This is a genomic window from Mycolicibacterium sp. Y3 (assembly GCF_051188035.1).
GTDB lineage: Bacteria > Actinomycetota > Actinomycetes > Mycobacteriales > Mycobacteriaceae > Mycobacterium > Mycobacterium fluoranthenivorans.
In genome coordinates this window covers 2,088,963-2,106,545 of record NZ_JAVQLT010000001.1, presented here as the reverse complement: position 1 = coordinate 2,106,545, position 17,583 = coordinate 2,088,963, and the positions used below count along the sequence as shown (strand labels likewise).

The 17,583-nt window shown below is 68.4% G+C and carries 13 protein-coding genes; 4 read left to right on the top strand and 9 right to left on the bottom strand.

Annotated elements, in window-relative coordinates; all coding sequences use genetic code 11:
• Nucleotides 1-24: 24 nt before the first annotated feature.
• The 5 genes from QN239_RS10330 to QN239_RS10310 all read right to left on the bottom strand — a co-directional run bounded on the left by QN239_RS10330 (nucleotide 25) and on the right by QN239_RS10310 (nucleotide 5,304).
• A complete protein-coding gene (locus QN239_RS10330) occupies nucleotides 25-714 on the bottom strand; it encodes a pyridoxamine 5'-phosphate oxidase family protein (RefSeq protein WP_499010050.1) in 690 nt (229 codons plus the stop codon).
• 89 nt (nucleotides 715-803) lie between these two features.
• The gene (locus QN239_RS10325) at nucleotides 804-1,397 is read right to left on the bottom strand and encodes an isochorismatase family protein (protein WP_499010049.1); all 594 of its coding nucleotides are present in this window, start codon (nucleotides 1,395-1,397) and stop codon (nucleotides 804-806) included.
• A 100-nt stretch (nucleotides 1,398-1,497) separates the two neighbouring features.
• The gene (locus QN239_RS10320) at nucleotides 1,498-2,514 is read right to left on the bottom strand and encodes an FAD binding domain-containing protein (protein ID WP_499010048.1); all 1,017 of its coding nucleotides are present in this window, start codon (nucleotides 2,512-2,514) and stop codon (nucleotides 1,498-1,500) included.
• Entirely contained in the window at nucleotides 2,511-3,050 is a 540-nt protein-coding gene (locus QN239_RS10315; RefSeq protein WP_090363963.1) for a (2Fe-2S)-binding protein, read from the bottom strand. The genes QN239_RS10320 and QN239_RS10315 overlap by 4 nt, the downstream gene beginning before the upstream one ends.
• Entirely contained in the window at nucleotides 3,040-5,304 is a 2,265-nt protein-coding gene (locus QN239_RS10310; protein WP_499010047.1) for a xanthine dehydrogenase family protein molybdopterin-binding subunit, read from the bottom strand. The genes QN239_RS10315 and QN239_RS10310 overlap by 11 nt, the downstream gene beginning before the upstream one ends.
• Nucleotides 5,305-5,444: 140 nt before the next feature.
• Here QN239_RS10310 and QN239_RS10305 point away from each other — a divergent pair, with 140 nt between their 5' ends.
• The gene (locus tag QN239_RS10305) at nucleotides 5,445-6,416 is read left to right on the top strand and encodes an alpha/beta hydrolase (protein WP_499010046.1); all 972 of its coding nucleotides are present in this window, start codon (nucleotides 5,445-5,447) and stop codon (nucleotides 6,414-6,416) included.
• Here the strand turns inward: QN239_RS10305 and QN239_RS10300 are convergent.
• Together QN239_RS10300 and QN239_RS10295 are read right to left on the bottom strand one after the other, a co-directional pair.
• A complete protein-coding gene (locus tag QN239_RS10300; protein ID WP_499010045.1) occupies nucleotides 6,406-9,177 on the bottom strand; it encodes a helix-turn-helix transcriptional regulator in 2,772 nt (923 codons plus the stop codon). The two genes, QN239_RS10305 and QN239_RS10300, sit on opposite strands and share 11 nt — an antisense overlap.
• The gene (locus QN239_RS10295; protein ID WP_499010044.1) at nucleotides 9,174-10,136 is read right to left on the bottom strand and encodes an alpha/beta hydrolase; all 963 of its coding nucleotides are present in this window, start codon (nucleotides 10,134-10,136) and stop codon (nucleotides 9,174-9,176) included. Before QN239_RS10295 ends, QN239_RS10300 begins: the two co-directional genes overlap by 4 nt.
• Before the next feature lie 276 nt (nucleotides 10,137-10,412).
• On the opposite strand from QN239_RS10295, the gene QN239_RS10290 reads away from it, so the two are divergent.
• The 3 genes from QN239_RS10290 (at nucleotide 10,413) to QN239_RS10280 (ending at nucleotide 14,951) form a co-directional block, all read left to right on the top strand.
• The gene (locus tag QN239_RS10290; RefSeq protein ID WP_499010043.1) at nucleotides 10,413-11,240 is read left to right on the top strand and encodes an alpha/beta fold hydrolase; all 828 of its coding nucleotides are present in this window, start codon (nucleotides 10,413-10,415) and stop codon (nucleotides 11,238-11,240) included.
• Nucleotides 11,241-11,301: 61 nt separating this feature from the next.
• Nucleotides 11,302-12,459, top strand: a complete 1,158-nt coding sequence (locus QN239_RS10285) for an FAD binding domain-containing protein (RefSeq protein ID WP_499010042.1) — start codon at nucleotides 11,302-11,304, stop codon at nucleotides 12,457-12,459.
• Nucleotides 12,456-14,951: an alpha/beta hydrolase fold domain-containing protein gene (locus QN239_RS10280; RefSeq protein WP_499010041.1), complete on the top strand. Its 2,496-nt coding sequence runs from the start codon at nucleotides 12,456-12,458 to the stop codon at nucleotides 14,949-14,951. The genes QN239_RS10285 and QN239_RS10280 overlap by 4 nt, the downstream gene beginning before the upstream one ends.
• A 24-nt stretch (nucleotides 14,952-14,975) precedes the next feature.
• On the opposite strand, the gene QN239_RS10275 is transcribed toward QN239_RS10280, so the two are convergent.
• Nucleotides 14,976-15,713: a 3'(2'),5'-bisphosphate nucleotidase CysQ gene (locus QN239_RS10275; protein WP_090363974.1), complete on the bottom strand. Its 738-nt coding sequence runs from the start codon at nucleotides 15,711-15,713 to the stop codon at nucleotides 14,976-14,978.
• On the bottom strand, nucleotides 15,710-17,560 hold the full coding sequence (gene cysN / locus QN239_RS10270) for a sulfate adenylyltransferase subunit CysN (RefSeq protein ID WP_499010039.1): 1,851 nt from the start codon (nucleotides 17,558-17,560) through the stop codon (nucleotides 15,710-15,712). The genes QN239_RS10275 and cysN overlap by 4 nt, the downstream gene beginning before the upstream one ends.
• Nucleotides 17,561-17,583 lie beyond the last annotated feature (23 nt).

Genomic DNA, 17,583 nt, shown 5'->3' with positions numbered 1-17,583 from the left:
TGCGGATTCTGCCAGGCGCGCCGATCAGCGCAGCGGCGGCGCGACGTTGCGCACGGTCCCGGTCATGGCGCGCACCGAGTCGGGCACCGGAATCGACGGGTCACAGTCCGGCGCCGCCTCCGGCGTCCCGTAGGACAGCGACAGCGGTACCAGTCCCGCCCAGGCGCCGGCCTCGACATCCGATTCGGGATCCTCCGACCAGCCCGCGCTGACCTTGAGCGACCAGTTGTCGGCACCGATCGGCATCCGCAGCGCCATGCTGGCGACCAGCTCCCGGCGGGTGCTCGGTCGAAGTTCGGCCACCCGTCCCGGGATGAAAGTGTCCGTCAGGGCGTTCAGGTAATCGCCTTTCTCCGCCTCGGGGATCGCCTCGAAGGTCCCGAACAGAACGGCACTGCGGTAACGGAACGAGGACTCGAAACCGCTGCGCGCCACCACCACCCCGTCCAGGGTGGTCACCGACACCGCCGCGGCCGCCCCGTCGGCCAGCGCGCGCAGCCACGGCGACCCCGTGGAACCGTGGATTACCAATTCGTCTGCCAGACGCGCGAATCCGATCGGGAACGCGACGGGATGCCCGTCGCGCACCAGGGCGACCGTGGCCAGTGGTGTGCTGTCGAGCAGTTCGTACAGTCCGTCTCGCGAGGTGTCCTGTTTCTCGCGGAGCCGGGTGACGCGGGTGCTGGGCGGGGACGTCGGCGACTGGGTGTTCACACCCTTAAGCTTCGCCGATGACGCACGCCTGCGCCTGCCATTTTCCTGTCCGCTCCGTCACGACGCGGCTGGCGTGCCGTGGCCGGTGCTCAGTCCGGGATGCCGGCACCGTCGGCAACCACCACGGCGAACAAGTCGGACAGCGCGGCCAGGCTGGCCGCCTGGAGGGCCGCCGCGGGCACCGGTCCGTCGGGGCCGGGCAGCGAGCGGGTGGCCGTCGCCGCGGCAACCACCGTCGGCGCGAACCCCAGGTTGAACGCGCCTCGCGCCGTGGAGTTGACGCACATGTGTGTCATGAACCCGGCCAGGATGAGGTTCGTCGCCCCGACGGTCCTCAGTTCGTTCTCGAGGTCGGTCTGCACGAACGAGTTCGGGAAATTCTTCACGATGACGGGTTCCCCGCCGCGCGGGGCGACCTGGCCGGCGATCGCACCCGACTCGCCCGCGATGTCATACAGCGAGCCAGGGCCGTCATCGTGCTGGATGTGGATGACCGGGATGCCGGCGCTGCGAGCGCGATCCAACAGTGCCGCCGCCTCGTCCAGCGCCGCCTGCACGCCCTCCAACTCCATCACGCCCTGCGTATAGGTGTTCTGGCAGTCGATCAGGACAAGGGTGGACTCGGACAAGCTCGCCGGCAGGGCGGGCAGAGTGGCCAATTCACGCAGGGTCGGTCGGGTCATGTCTGCACAGTAGCCAGGCCTCGCTGAATTCCGCGTGACCAGGTGCGCCGCCGGTCCGGCGAGTCGGTCGCCCTGTCCAACGGGATGGCCGAGAGCGGGATCATCCGGAGCTATCCGGGGCGGGCTCGGCCCCTCGGTCGACGGCGGCCAGGGTGAGCGCACGCACCACGCTGTGGCGACCCAGGTCGACTTTGAAACCGTTCTGGGAAAGGGGTTGTGCGTTCACCATCGCCAGTTGTGCTGCGGTGTCGAACGTGGCGGCCGTGGGCATCTTGCCGAGGAGACTTGCCTCGGCCTCGGGGAGTCGCCACGGCATGGCCGCCACCGCCCCCAACGCCAGCGCGGCGGCTGTGATGACCCCGTCCTCGATGACGAGCCCCGCCGCGACCGAAACCAGGGCGAACGCATAGCTGTGGCGGTCACGGACTTTCAGGTACCAGGAGTGCTCGGCGAAAGCGGAGGGCGGCAGTTCGATCCCGACGATCAGATCGTGTGGGTCCAGCGCGTTGTCGATCTCCGGGGTGCGGCCGGGCAGCACGAAGAACCGATCGATCGGAATGGTGCGCCGCCCCGTCTCGTTCTGCACATGCACGACGGCATCGAGTACGGCCAGCGCCACGGCCATATCCGACGGGTTGATCGCGACACAGTCGGCGCTCGCACCGAAGATGGCGTGCTCACGGTTGAAACCGTGCTGCGCGGCGCAGCCACTACCCGGGTCGCGCTTGTTGCAGGCGGCGAACACCGTCTGCATGAAGTAGGGGCAGCGGGTGCGCTGCAACAGATTTCCACCCGCGGTGGCCATGTTGCGCAACTGTGTGGTGGCCCCGCTGAGGATCGCGTGTGACAGCACCGGATACTGGGTGCGGATCAGTGCGTGGTTGGCGAGTGCGCTGTTGGTCACCCCGGCCTCGATGAACACCCCGCCGCTCTCGGTCGAGGTGATCGACGTCAGGCCCAGACGCCGCAGATCGATCACACCGGACGGCTGCTCAACACCCCCCTTCATCAGGTCGACGAGGTTGGTCCCGCCGGCGAGGTACTTCGCTCCCGTGGTCGTGGCCGTGTCGATCGCGTCCCCGATGCTGGACGCGTGCCGGAACTCGAAGGTTTTCACGGACGCCGCTCTCCGGCGACACTCTCGATCGCTTCGGCGATGTTGGCGTAGGCACCGCACCGACAGATGTTGCCCGCCATACGTTCCCGGATCTCGGGTGCGGTGAGTCGGGGGCAGCCGGTGACCACGTCGGCCCGGGATCCCTCGAAGGTGGCCATGCTCAGGTCACCCCGCTGATACTCGGCGAGCATGGCGTGGGCGGAAGAGATCTGCCCGGGTGTGCAATACCCGCACTGGAATCCGTCACAGTCCAGAAAGGCCTGCTGCAGCGGGTGCAGGTCGACGCCGTCGGCGATGCCCTCGATGGTGAGGACATCGCTTCCGTCGACCGAAGCCGCCAAGGTCAGGCAGCTGAGCACACGTTCGCCGTCCAACGACACCGTGCACGCGCCGCACAGACCGTGATCGCACCCCTTCTTGGTCCCGGTCATGTGCAACCGCTCTCGGAGCAGATCCAGCAACGTCGATCTGATATCCACCGTCATCCGGTGCGTGTGGCCGTTGATGTGCAGCTCCACCTCGGTCTCACCGCTCATCGGGGGCCCCCGTGTCCGCCGGCCGGTACGGGATCATCAGGTCCTCCAAGGTGATCGGCAGGTCACGCAACCGCTTGCCGGTGGCGTGGTGGATGGCGTTGGCGATGGCGGCGGGGACTCCGCAGGTGCCGATCTCACCGATGCCGCGTACGCCGATCGGATCGAGGCCGTAGTCGGGCGTGTCGACGAAGGAGATGTCGAATTCGGGCCGGTCGGCCTGTGTGGGCACGTAGTACTCACCGATCGGCAGCGCCGTCCGGCCGTCGTAGGGCACCTGTTCGAGCAAGGCCATGCCGAGTCCGAACGTGATACCGCCCATCACCTGATTGCGGGCCAGTTTCGGGTTGAGCACCCGCCCGCAGTCCATCACCGCGACCCACCGGATCACGTTGGCACGGCCGAGGTGCTCGTCGACCTCGACCTCACAGAAGTGCACGCCGAAGGACTGAAAAGCCTGCGCGCTCTGGTCCCCCGCGTCGCTGCCGGCGACGAACGTCAACTGGTCTGCGAAGGCACCGACCGCCGCGGGCGCGCAGGCGGCGATATCCACCCCGGCGGGGTCGGCGCCGAAATACGGCGAGTCGGGCTCCTCGGTGAGCAGGAACAGCAATCGGCGCTTCCACTCGGTGGCAGCGGCGAAGACTGCGGAGCCGACGGTGGCCGTGGTCTGCGAGGCACCGCTGTAGGGTGCGGTGGGGAATTCGGAATCGCCGGACAGAAAACTCACCCGGTGCATCGGGAGTCCGGTGGCATCCGCGGCGACCTGCGTCATCACGGTGCGCACCCCGGTACCGACTTCGTGTGTGGCCGAGGAGAATTCAACATGACCGTCGGCAGACGTCAGCACCCGGCAGCCGGCGGGCATGCGCCGGCCGGGATACGTGGCGGTGGCCATCCCCCAGCCGACCTGGACACCGCCGCGCTGTAGTGAGCGCGGCGCCGCGGGCCGGTCGCGCCAACCGAAGCGCTGCGCCCCTTGCGCGTAGCAGTCGAGCAGGTGCTTACCCGACCACGGCTTGCCGCTGGCCTGATCGAGATCGGCGTGATTGCGGATCCGCAGGTCGAGCGGATCGATGTGCGCGCGCTCGGCGAGTTCGTCGATGGCTACCTCGAGAGCGAACAGTCCGGGCGCCTCGCCCGGGCCACGCATGAAACATGGTGTCGGCGCATTGATCCGAGCCGTCCGGTGCGACACGACCAGGTGCGCGGACTGGTAGAGGAACCGGGTCGACAGTCCTGCCGGCTCGCAGAAATGCGCGACGGTCGAGGTCTCGGTCACGGTGTGGTGCTCGGTACTACCGATATGTCCGTCGCTGTCGGCGATCAGCGTCACCTCCTGGTGGGTGCGCGGGCGATGACCTGTCGAGGTGAACATCTGATCGCGGGTGAGGACCAGCTTGACCGGCCGTTGCACCTCCCGGGCCACCACCGCGCACAGGACGACATGCATCCACAGGAAGCTCTTCGACCCGAAAGCACCACCCACCAAGGGCGACACGATGCGAATGTGATCCTCCGGTATCCCGAGGTAGGCGGCCAAGGCCATCCGTTCCCCGGCGATCCATCGCGTGGAGTCGTGGATCGTCAGGTGATCGCCGTCCCACTGCGCGATCGTCGCCGACAGTTCGATGGGGTAATGCGCGTTCATCGGTGTGGTGTAGCGCGCATCGACGCGCGTGACCGCGCTCTCCGGCAACGGTGCGACACCGCGCTGATCCTGGAGTTTCTCTTCTTCCAGCTTCACGAAGTGGTCGGGACGATAACTCCCGTGCCTGATCTGGCCGCCCTTCTCGTCCGGCGCCGTCGGTTCGGCGAGCACCGCGGCAGCGTTCAGCAGTGCGGGCGCGGCCTGATAGGCCAGTTCGAACAGCGACGCAGCGCCGGTGGCGTTCTCCAGGCTGTCGGCGACCACCACGGCCATGTGCTGACCCACATACTGCACCGTCAGATCCGACAGCGGCGGGCGACGTTCCAGCGGCAGGTCGTACGTCAGCTCGTCGGGTAACACCTTGAGCACAGGGCAGTTCAATGGGGTCAGCACATGCAGCACTCCGGGCGCCCGGCCGACCAGGTCGGCACCGGCGCGCAGGGAATCCTCGGTGACCCGGCCGTGCGGGATCCCGGATTGCACCAGCACCGCGTGCACCAGACCGGGCACGGCGAAGTCGGCGGTGTAGTGGGCGCGACCGGTCACTTTGTCCACGCCCTCGACACGGCTGACCGGTCGCCCCACGCTTTCCGACGCCGTCGGCATATCCTGTGACCTCTCCTCCGTGTCTGCGCACTCCAGGGTCGCCGGTGCGCGGTGCGCCGTCATCAGTCATGTGACTGATGACGGGTGTCCGACGGTGCTCTCACACTGAGGTCCGCGTCCGAACCGGGGAGGGCAGCGACGTGACGGCGAACCCGCATGGCCTCGCGCTCGACCCTGCCGCGCAGGCATTCCTGGTGTCCGCCGGATCCCACCCGCTCACGCACACCCACGCCGCGGCCGCCCAGCGTACGGCCTGGGCCGAGCTGCAACGGGATACACACGGAACGGACACCGGCGCACAGATCTCCGAACGCTGGACCACAGTGGAGACACCCGATCACGGGGCCCTGCGAGTCCGCATCGTCGAGCGATCGGATCGCACCGCCCCTTCGGCGGCAGTGCTGTATCTGCACGGCGGCGGCTGGGTCCGCGGAGACGCAGCGACCCACGACAGGATCGTTCGTGAGTTGGCGATCAGGTCGGGCGCCGCCGTGATCTTCCCCGAATATGCGCTGTGCCCCGAGGCGCGCTATCCCGTCGCCCTGGAGCAGGTCTACGCCACCGCGCAATGGGTGATCACCCGCGGCGCAGAGCACGGTCTGGACTCCGCCCGGCTCGCCGTCGCGGGCGACTCCGAGGGCGCCAACCTCGCGATCGCCGTGATACTGCTGGCATTGCAGCGCAAGTCTTTTCAGTTCCGCCAACTGGTGGCGTTCACGCCGGTCACGGATGTGGATTTCGCGACGCCTTCCTACCTCACCTTCGCGCAGGGTTACGGCCTGCGCCGGGACACCATGCAATGGCACTGGGGCCAGTACGTCCCGAATCCCCAGGACCGCGCGCTGGACACCGTCTGCCCGTTACGCGCCCAGGACCGCGACCTGGCCCGCTTTCCCCCGTCGTTGATCATCACCGCCGAAGCCGATGTCGTCCGCGACGAAGGCGAAGCCTTCTCGGCGCGGTTGCGCGCGGCCGGCGCCGTCTCTGCCGCGGTGCGGTACGAGGGCACGATTCACGACTTCGTGGTGTTGAACGCACTGCGGGAGTCCGGTGCGGCCAAAGCGGCCACCGCACAGGCGGCGGCCGCTCTGGCTGCCGCGCTCAGCTGGTGAACTCCCGAAGTTCGTGGCGGCGCGTCACACCCAGTTTCGGATATACGTGATAGAGGTGGGAGGCAATGGTGCGCGGCGAGAGTTTCAGCCGCTCGGCAATCTCCCGATTGGTCAGACCCGATGCGGCCAACGCGACGATCTGACGCTCCTGGGCCGTCAACGCGTGCAGCGCATTTCGGGGCGCTGACGCGGTGTCCGGCACCCCGGCCGCGCGCAACTCGGCACGCGCGATCTCGGTCAGAGGTTGCACCCCCAGTCGCTCGAACACCTCCAGCGCGGCACTGAGCAACAGTTTGGCCTCAGCGGGTCGACGGGCCCGGCGTAACCACTCGCCGTAGTGCAACCGCGCCCGGGCCCGGTCCAGTGGCCATTGTTCGCCCGCCGGGTCGAACACCGCGAGCTTGTAGTGACGTTCGGCCCGATGCCCGGCCGTCGCGAGCGCCGTGGCCTGATGTTGCAGAAGGCGAAGGCGTGCAGGTGGTTTGATCATCACCTGTCGGCCGATCCTGGCGACGAGCGGTGCCACCTCCTCGGTTCGACCGCACCGCGTCGCGGCCCAGGCGAGGTCGGCAACCGCGCGGTAGGAGATCACGAAGTGGGCAGGATCGGCATTGCTGAGGAACATCGCCCCGAAGCGCCGGTATGCCTCCTCGAAATCCCCCGACGCGACCGCGATCCAGCCCGAGGCGCGCATCAGGGCCACTTCCGTGGCCCGCGGCGGGGCTGTGGATCCTGGGGCGACGGCGCGGGCCTCCTTCAGGGCAGCGCTCGCACCGTCCACGTCACCCCGGAAGGCGAGTAGCGCGGCGGTGCAGGCCTTGACCTCGCGGTCGACCAACGTGATCGACCGGACGGCGCTGATCGAGGCGGCGGTGGTGAGCAGGTGCATCAACTCTTCCCACCGACCGGTGTCCAGCAGCGCCCAGGCCAGCGGCGCCAGCGCGAACGTGAACCCGCGCAGCCCTTCCAGATTCGCCGTATCCCCGACCACGGTGCCGAGCTCCCGTGCCGCGACGACCGTGTCTTCGCTGGAATAGGCCATCGCACCGGCGATCAGCCGTCGTGCCATGTCCGCCGGCGTTCCGGGCTGCGGTCGCAGCAGCGCACGGTCGAACACGCGAGGCCGGGCACCGGCCGAGCCAGCGGTCTCGGCGTACATGGCGATATGGGCCCGCTGCAACGACGCGACTCCCACCGGGAACGGCAGCGAGAACCGGCTTGCCGCGGTGGGCAATTCGAGGGCTTCCAGCCATCGGCGGAGATCCCGGCGATGGTCGAGTTCCCCTGAGTAGTACGCGGCGCCCGCCGCCGCGTACAGCAGCGCCAACTCCAGGTGCCGGTCGACGGGGCGCCGGCCATCGAGGACGGACCGCACGGTGTCGACCGCTTCGGTGGGACGCGCGTATTGCAGCAGCGTGGAGGCACGGGTCAGCGCGGCGAACCCGGCGACATCGGCATCCTGGGCCTCCCGCAGCGGCACATCGGTGAGCGCCATGGCCCAGCCGGGATCGCCCCCGAAGTTGGCCGCACTGGCAGCCTGCGCGTAGCGGCGAGCCGCGTCACCGCGCTGCGGACTCATCTCGGCCGCCCGTTGCAGTGTCCGCGCCAGCTCCAATTCCGTTCCCGGACAGGACGATATGGTGGCCGACTGTTCCAGCGCCTGGGCAATCTCCTCATCCGGCCCGGGTGCAGCGGCGGCGAGATGCCACGCCCGCAGGCTCTCCTTCAGCCCTGGGGTGGCAGCCAGCGCCACGTGGGCGGCCCGCTGCATGCCCAGGTCGCCGGCGGCGTATGCCGCCGACCGGATCATCGCGTTGGCGAAGATCACGCGCCGGTCGTCGGTGAATTCGACGATGCCGGCGGCGCGGGCGGGCTGCCAGTGGACGAAGTCGTCGGCGTGGCCGGCGGCCCGGGTGATCGCATCGATGCTCTCGTACCCGGTGGCGGCCGCCGCCACCAGCAGCAGCTTTCGGGTGTCGGCGGGCAGTCCGGCGATCTGATTGACGAAGACCGGGTGGTACCCGGCCAGTTCGCTCATGGTGGCACCGTGGAATGTCCTGGACTTGTTGCGGCCATAGGCCCGGGCGTACTCGATCAACGCCAGCGGATTGCCACGCGACCAACGGATGACCTCGCCGCGCACGCTGCGGTCCGGTTGGTCTGGTTGCGCGTCCAGGAGTTCTGCCGAAGACGCCGCCGAAAGCGGTGCCACGTCGATGCTGTCGATGGACCTTGCCACGCCGCCGAGCACGTCGCGGCGACGCGCGGTGAACAGTGCCCGGACCCGTGTGCCCGCCAGCTGCGCGACCACGGCGAAGAGAAATTCGCCTGCATCGCTTCCCAATTGGTCGATATCGTCGACCAGCAGGACGATCGGCGCAGCGGCGGCCTCCAGCAACGCCACCACCGCGTCGGCGAGCGGTGGCGCATACGGGCGAGGTGCGTCGCCGCCATCGAACAGGTCACGCAGTGCCCGTTGCAGGCCCCACGGCAGGTGCTCACAGTGGTGGCGCAGCGGCCACAGCACCGTGGCCAGCCCCACATGTGCGGGCGAACTCGACGCCCCGGCGAGCCACAGCAGCTGCACGCCGTCGTCGGCGCCGGCAGCCGCGCGGCGCAGCAGCGCGGTCTTGCCGATGCCCGCCTGCCCGATGACCAGGAGAGCCGGCGGTGCTCCTGGCACGTGATTCACCACCGCCGAGAGCGCGGCGATGACACAGTCGCGACCGATGAGACTCGGCACACCCTGCACCGGCGTCATCGCCACAACGCCTGGGTGAGAAACCAGGCTCCCTGTTCGATGGCGGCCCGGGTGGGCGGCGTGTCGGCCAACTGCTTGAGTACGACGAAATCGTGCACGGTACCCAGGTAGCGCAACGCCGTCACCTCGACTCCCGCAGCGCGCAACTTCGCCGCGAAATCCGACCCTTCGTCGCGAACCACATCGGCCTCCGCGGTGACGACCATCGTCGGCGGCAGGCCGGCCAGGTCCTCGGCCGCGGCGTACAGCGGTGACACGGTGGGACATTCGGGATCGTCATCGCAGTACTGCTGCCAGTACCAGGCCTGTTCGTCGCTGCTGACCAGATAGTCCGCGCCGAAAGTGCGGTGAGACTCCGAGCGGCACAGTGCATCCGTCGGTGGATAGTAGATGAGTTGCGCCCGAAGGCGCGGCCCGCCGCGGGATTTGGTCAACATCGCCACCGCGATCGCCAGTGTCGCGCCCGCACAGTCACCGGCGATCGCGAACTCCTTCGCGTCCAGTTCGAGATCGTCGGCGTGGGCGTGGACCCACCGCAGCATGGCGTAGCACTCCTCCAGCGCCACCGGGTAACGCGCCTCCGGGGTGCGGCTGTACTCGGGTACCACCATCGACACCCGGCACCTGAGGGCGAACTCGGCGATCACGTCGGCATGGGTGTCGGCATCGCCGTACATCCACTGGCCGCCGTGCAGGTAGAAGACCGCGGGCAGCCGACCGTGCACTCCCTGCGGGCGTACGATCCAGAACCCGGTAAGCCCCGACGGTCCCACCTGGGCGGTATGGAACCGCGCGACCGTGCCGACCGGATCGAGGCCGGACTGCTGGGCCTCCCGCAACGCCACCCGTCCGTCTTCGGGGCCCAGATCACGCATGGTCGGCGGAATTCTCATCGCGGCCAGCAGGCGGGCGGTCGCCGGATCGAGGACCACCCCGCCGGAGTGCTGATGGGAACTCACTGGTTGCGCCTTGTCGCCAAGACGCGGTCTTCGTGACCGCGTGATCCTCGAATGATAGGCCCGGGCGCCCGCACCGGCTCGGCTTCCGCAGGCGGGAGACTGCTCAGTCATCCGACTGATGACCAGAGTGTGGTGCCGACGGACACTCGAGCAATTGGTGGCTGGCCGGAAGCACCGGAGTACCACTGGCGGTCCCGTTGATTACCGGCAGCATCCATGACAGACCGCCGGTAGGTCGACGAGAGTGAACGACAACACCACGCAGGAGGAAACCGCATGAGCACGATCACCACCACCGACGGCACCGAGATCTTCTACAAGGACTGGGGTCAGGGCCAACCCATCGTCTTCAGCCACGGCTGGCCGCTGTCCTCCGATGACTGGGACAACCAGATGTTGTTCTTCCTGTCACACGGCTACCGCGTCATCGCGCACGACCGGCGCGGCCACGGGCGGTCCACCCAAACCCCCGGCGGACACGATCTGGACCACTACGCCGATGACCTGGCTGCCCTGGTGGAAGCACTCGACCTGCACGATGCCATCCATGTCGGCCACTCCACCGGCGGTGGTGAAGTGGTCCGCTTCCTGGCCCGGCACGGTGCCCAGCGCGCCGCGAAAGCCGCACTCATCAGTGCAGTTCCACCGCTCATGGTGCAGACCGAGGCCAACCCCGAAGGCCTGCCCAAATCGGTGTTCGACGACCTGCAGGCCCAGTTGGCCGCCAACCGCTCGGAGTTCTACCGGGCGCTTCCGTCGGGGCCGTTCTACAACTACGACAGGCCGGGCGTGCAGTCGTCGGAAGCCATCATCGAAAACTGGTGGCGCCAGGGCATGATGGGCGACGCACTGTCGCACTATGACGGGATCGTCGCGTTCTCGCAGACCGACTTCACCGAGGATCTCAAGAAGATCACCATCCCCACCTTGGTGATGCACAGCGTGGACGACCAGATCGTGCCCTACGTCGCGTCCGGGCCGAAATCCGCTGCGCTCCTGCAGAACGGGACCTTGAAGACCTACCGCGACAACTTCCCGCACGGTATGCCCACCACCCACGCCGACGTCATCAACGCCGATCTGCTGCACTTCCTGAAGCTCTGATCGGCGATCGGGATGCCACACCAGCCCCACCCGCAGTGCGACGCAGGGGCGGTGCACTGACGTGCGTTGCCTCATCATCGGCGGCTCCCTCGGCGGGCTCGCCGCCGCCCACGAAATGCGATGGGCCGGAGCCGATATCGCGGTCTACGAACGCTCCGTCGACCGCACCCAGCCCCGCGGCGCGGGCATCGTCATGCAGCCCGAAGTCGCCGAGCTGCTCGCGAAGATCGACAGGTCGGTGCCCTCGGTCAGTGTCGCCCTGTCCGAACGCCAGCAGTTGCACCGGCACGGCGAGCCACACCGGTACTCGGCACCGCAATGGATGACGGCGTGGGACACCCTGTATCACGCCCTTCGTGAACCACTGGGCGGCGAGAGTGTGCGGATGAACAGCACGCTGACCGAACTGAGCCTCGACGCCGGGCGGGTGACCGCGGGATTCGGCGACGGCCACGAGTCGACTGGCGATTTCGTGGTCGGCGTCGACGGGATCGGCTCCACCACACGACAGTTGCTCACCGGCCAAAACGAACTGAAGTACAGCGGATATGTGGCCTTCCGGGGGCTGGAACCCGAGGCGGATGTACCCGAGCACCTGCTGGCGCTGCTCGCGGGGCGGTTCACCATGTTCGCCGTCCCCGGCCTGCAGATGCTGTGCTACCTGGTGCCGGGTGCAGGCGGGCAACGCGCCGCCGGTGAGCGCCGCGTGAACTGGGTCTGGTACGTCAACACCGCGGCGGCCCGACTCACCGAGCTGATGACCGCGCGGTCGGGCCAGCGGTTCGACCAGTTCCTGCCGCCCGGCGAGCTCACCGAGCGGTCCCAGACCGCCCTGCTCGAACTCGCCGCGCGTGAGCTGCCACCGCAGTTCGCCGAATTGATCGAAGTATCAAGAGTTTTCCTGCAGCCCGTCTTCGACCTTCCGGCCACACAGATGGCGGCCGACCATATCGCCTTGATCGGTGACGCGGCAGGTACCGTCCGCCCGCACACCGCGTCGGGAACCTCGAAGGCGTTCGGCGACGCCGCCGGATTGGCCGCCGTGCTCACCGGTTGGCGGCCCGGCTCCGCGTTACCCGTCGGTGCGCTACGTGGCTGGGAACATGCGCGCCTGTCTCATCTGGGGGCGGTGGCGGCCGGCGGCATCCGACTGGCCGGCCAGTCCGCTCTCGGACCCGGCGGACCGCAATACCTGACCGCCGAGGAGAGGATCCGATGACCGGGCCGGTTACCGGCGTCGACACCGACCACGAGGAGTGGACGATCGTCGACTGCGAAGACCTGGGGGACATCAAGGTGCGCCTCGTCAGGCCGACGGCGATCACCGATCCTGTCCCCGCCATCGTCTTTCTCCGCGGCGGCGACCTCTTCCCCGAAGCCGCGGGCCCACGAGACCGGTTGGTGCAGCAGCTGGTCCTGCAGACCGGCGCCACGGTGGTCTGCCCGGACTACGGTTCCGTCTGGAGCGCCAGGTATCCCCGGACCGTCGAGCAGATCTACGCGGTATGCCGTTGGGTGATCGCGCACGGTGCCGCCCACGGCATCGACCCCACCCGGATGGCGATTGCCGGTGACTCCGCGGGCGCCACCCTGGCGATCTCGGTCGCCCTGATGTCGGTACAGCGCAACGAGTTCGCGCTCAGGTTCCTCGCGGCCTTCTGCCCCCTCACCGACCCGGGCCGCGACACGCCGTCGCACCGGCTGTTCGCCGACGGTTACCTGCTGTCCAGCGCCACCGCAGGGCAATGGTGGCGGCAATACAGCGCGGATCGGCCGACCGCGGAGACGTGGGGAGCCGGTGCGCATCCCGCACACTTCGCCGGCCTGCCCCCGACGCTGATCATCACCGCCGAGGCCGACCCGGTCCGCGATGAGGGCGAGACCCTGGCCGCCCTGCTGCGACAGGCGGACGTGCCCACGACGTCGGTCCGCTATGGCGGCACGGTCCACGACTTCGTCGCCCTCGATTCGCTGGCCGAGACCGAGTCGGCGAAAGCCGCTCTGCGGCAGGCCACCTCGTTGTTGGCGCTGGCCCTGGGCTGTTCGGCGACATCGGGTGTCAACCCCGCCGCACCACCGCTCACCGACGGTCAGTGGGATGTCCTGACCTCCTACGGCACCCGACACGAAGTCCGCTCGGGCGAGACCCTGTTCCAGGCCGGCCAGGCCGGATGCGACATGATCGTCGTCGAAGCCGGCACCGTGGAGGTGGTCCGCCGCGCCACTGCCGACAGCGCGGAAATGCTGGTGGCACACTACGGTCCGCGGCAGTTCACCGGGGAGCTGAACCTGCTGACCGGGCAGGCCACCTATTTCGATGCCCGCGTCGCCACCGCGGGCACCATCGTGCGGATCGATCCGCGCGAATTCCGCCGCCTGATGGATGAGCAACCGGATCTCTCCGATGTCATTCTGCGGTCCCTGGTGGCGCGGCGCCAGAATCTGCTGACCCGCCAGGCCGGCACCGTCGAGATCCTTGCCGGTGCACCGTCGGCGCACACCCTTGCCCTACACACCTATCTCGACCGCCTGCAGTTGCCTTTCACGTGGACCGATTTCCGCTCCGCGGCCGGTGCTCGCCTGGCGCAGGGCACCTGTCTGTCCGCCGCCGACCTGCCGGCGGTCGTCACCGCCGAATCCGTGATTCGGCGGGCCACCCCCGAACGGCTCGCGCAGGCGTTCGGCCTGGCCGGTGGTGCATTCGAGAGCGGCGACGTCGACGTGGTGGTCATCGGTGCGGGACCGGCGGGCCTGGGCGCGGCGGTGTACGGGGCGTCTGAAGGGTTGCGCACCCTGGTCCTGGATTCGGTCGCGCCGGGCGGCCAGGCCGCCAACAGTTCGCGTATCGAGAACTACCTGGGATTCACCTCCGGTCTCAGCGGTGCCGAACTCACCGGGCGGGCCACCATCCAGGCGCAGAAGTTCGGAGCTCGTATCGACTCGCCGCGCCGGGTGGTCGGCGTGCAGGCCGCCGCGGGGCGGATCGAGGTACACCTGGCCGATGCCACCGTCATCACCACGGGTGCGGTCGTCATCGCCACCGGCGCACGCTATCGCTCATTGCCGATCGAACGGTGGACCGACTTCGAAGGTGCCGGAATCTACTATGCGGCAACCGAACTGGAGGCCCGCCGGTGTACCGACGCACCGGTCACAGTCGTCGGTGGCGCCAACTCGGCCGGTCAAGCAGCGCTGTTCCTCGCCGACCGAGGGAGTGCGGTCGATATCTGCGTCCGAAGTTCCTCGCTGACGGCGAGCATGTCGGCGTACCTCGCCGAACGCATCGTGGCGCACCCCAGGATCACCGTGCACACCCGCACCGAGGTGACCGGGCTGGCCGGCGCCGACCACCTCACCGCGATCGCGACCACCTCGACCGGCAGCGACGGGCAGGCGATCCGCACCGAGCGCGATTGTGTTGGGCTGTTCTGTTTCATCGGCGCCGCCCCGGCCACCGATTGGCTCACCGGTGTCGCGCTCGACGATCGCGGCTTCATCCTCACCGATGCCCAGATACCCGCCGACTCGCTGGGACCCGAATGGGCCGCACTCGGTCGGCGACCGCTTCCGTTCGAGACGAGCGTCCCGGCCATCATGGCGGTCGGCGACGTGCGGGCGGGCTCGATCAAACGGGTTGCCGCGGCCGTCGGCGAGGGGTCGAGCGCGATCAGCTCCGTACACGCTGCCCGAGCGATCCGAGCTACCGTGTGACCGGCCCCGGCGGGACAGCTGAGGTCAGCCTGCGGTGACCGCCAGCACCGCGGCGGCGAGCTCCGGCCGGCACACCACCAGATCGGGCAGGCGCACGTTGTCCTGGTTGTAGACCAGCGGCGAGCCGTCGATCCGCGAGGTGTGCAGGCCCGCAGCGCGTGCCACGGCGACCGGTGCCGCGGAATCCCACTCGTACTGCCCACCCGCGTGTACGTACACATCCGAGATGCCTTGTACCACGGACGCCACTTTCGCTCCGGCCGAACCCAATTCGACCAGGACGCCGCCGAGGGCATCGCGGACGGCGAGCGCCACAGCGGGCGGCCGGGTCCGCGAGACCACGATGCGCGCAACGTCCGGGGCTGCGGGCGGGGCGGCCACCGTCGGGGTGGCCAGCGTGACACCCTGGGCCGGCAGCGCGACCGCACCGGCCACCAGGTCGCCGGCCTGCCACAGCGCGACATGCACGGCCCAGTCCTCGCGACCCAGTTCGGAGAACTCCCGGGTGCCGTCGAGCGGGTCGACGATCCACACCCGATCGGCGGTCAGCCGGGCCTTGTCGTCGGCACCCTCCTCGGAGAGCACCACGTCGGCAGGCCTGTGCCGGGCCAACGCAGCGACCAGGAAGTCATGAGACCGCTTGTCCCCGGCGGCCTTCCGTTCCGCTTCGCTGCCGTCGGCGAGGTCGCTGCGCACACCGAGCAGGAGCCGGCCGGCCTCGGTGGCCAGCTGCGCGGCCAGCTCATGATCGGATTGACTCATGCCCGCTTACCTAACAGGTCGATCACCTGTTGCGCCAGTTCATCCGGGGTGTAGTCGGGCGTCAGCCGCAGATCCGGGTCCTTCGGCCGCTGGTAGGGACTGTCGATACCGGTGAAGTGGGTGATTTCACCACGGCGAGCTTTAGCGTAGAGACCCTTCGGATCACGCCGCTCGCAGTCGGCCAACGGGGTGTCGCAGAACACCTCGAAGAAGTCGTACCCGCGTTCGGCGTGCACCCGGCGGGCCAGCTCGCGATGCTCGGCCAGCGGGCTGATGGCGGGCACCAGCACGATCTGGCCCGAATCGGCGAGCAGCGTCGCGATGTGTGCGAGCCGGCGCAGGTTCTCGGCCCGATCGTCCATGGAGAATCCCAGATCGGCGTTGAGGCCATGCCGCAGATTGTCACCGTCGAGCACATAGGCCGGCCGGCCGGCGGCCAGCAGCTTCTGCTCGACAAGCATGGCCACCGAGGACTTTCCGGAACCCGACAGCCCGGTGAACCACACCGTGGAACCCTTCGACAGGCGATCGGCCGCGGTCACCAGGTTCTGGTGGCGCACCGCGTTCGGGCTGGCCGCGCGGGTGGCGGCGGGCGAGGTGGCGCGCACCATGCCGGCGGCGACGGTGCTGTTGGTGTCCGGGTCGATGAGGATGAACGACCCGGTGGCCGCGTTGCGCGAGTACTCGTCGAGCAACAGCGGAACCTGGGTGCGCAACGTGACCCGGCCGAGTTCGTTGAGCTTCAACGCCGTCGCGCTCTTGTCGCGATGCAGGGTGTTCACGTCCAGCCGGTAGTCCAGTGCGGTCACCTTTGCCCGGGTGGTGCGGGTGGTGTGCTTGATGAGGTAGTCACGGCCCGGTTCCAGAGCGGCAGCATCGGCCATCCAGCACACGGTGGCATCGAACTCACTCGTGACATCCGGCTGGTTGTTCGGCCTGGCGATCATGTCGCCCCGCGAGATGTCGATATCGTCGGCGAGGCTGATCGACACCGCCATCGAGGTGAAGGCCTCGTCCACCGGACCGGACGGACCCGAGATCTCGGTGATGCGACTGGTTTTTCCGGCCGGCAGAACGACGACCTCGTCACCGGGACGCATGACACCACCGGCGATGGTGCCCGCGTAGCTGCGGTGATCCGCGTGCTCGCGGGTCTGCGGCCGGATCACGTACTGCACCGGGAAGCGGACGTCGACCAGGTTGCGGTCACCGGCGACGTAAACCTCTTCGAGGTGGTTCAGCAGTGCCGGACCCTCATACCAGGGCGCCACCTCGGATTTGGTGACCACATTGTCGCCGTTGAGCGCCGACAGCGGGATAGTGGTGACATCGTGAATGTCCAGGCGCGCCGCGAACTCGTGGAAGTCGTCGCGGATCTTGTTGAACCGCTGCTCATCCCAGTCCACCAGGTCCATCTTGTTGACGGCCAGGACGATGTGCTGGATGCCCAGCAGCGAGGCCAGGAAGGCGTGCCTGCGGGACTGTTCGAGCAACCCGTGCCGGGCGTCGACCAGCACGATCACCAGCTGCGCCGTGGAAGCGCCGGTCACCATGTTGCGGGTGTACTGCACGTGCCCGGGGGTGTCGGCGATGATGAATTTGCGCTTGGCGGTGGCGAAGTAGCGGTAGGCGACATCGATGGTGATGCCCTGCTCCCGCTCGGCGCGCAGGCCGTCGGTGACCAGCGCCAGGTCGGTGTAGTCGTTTCCGCGTTCCTTGGAGGTGCGCTCGACGGCCGCGAGCTGGTCCTCCATGACGGCCTTGGAGTCGAACAGCAGCCGGCCGATCAGCGTCGACTTACCGTCGTCAACCGAGCCTGCGGTCGCGATGCGTAACAGGGTTGCCATCAGCTGTGCTCTCTCTTCTTCGC

Coding starts and splice junctions, on each gene's coding strand:
- QN239_RS10325 (WP_499010049.1), bottom strand. CDS start 1,397: ATGACCCGACCGACCCTGCGTGAATTGGCCACTCTGCCCGCCCTGCCG.
- QN239_RS10315 (WP_090363963.1), bottom strand. CDS start 3,050: ATGAGCGGTGAGACCGAGGTGGAGCTGCACATCAACGGCCACACGCAC.
- QN239_RS10310 (WP_499010047.1), bottom strand. CDS start 5,304: ATGCCGACGGCGTCGGAAAGCGTGGGGCGACCGGTCAGCCGTGTCGAG.
- QN239_RS10300 (WP_499010045.1), bottom strand. CDS start 9,177: ATGACGCCGGTGCAGGGTGTGCCGAGTCTCATCGGTCGCGACTGTGTC.
- QN239_RS10290 (WP_499010043.1), top strand. CDS start 10,413: ATGAGCACGATCACCACCACCGACGGCACCGAGATCTTCTACAAGGAC.
- QN239_RS10280 (WP_499010041.1), top strand. CDS start 12,456: ATGACCGGGCCGGTTACCGGCGTCGACACCGACCACGAGGAGTGGACG.
- QN239_RS10275 (WP_090363974.1), bottom strand. CDS start 15,713: ATGAGTCAATCCGATCATGAGCTGGCCGCGCAGCTGGCCACCGAGGCC.
- cysN (WP_499010039.1), bottom strand. CDS start 17,560: ATGGCAACCCTGTTACGCATCGCGACCGCAGGCTCGGTTGACGACGGT.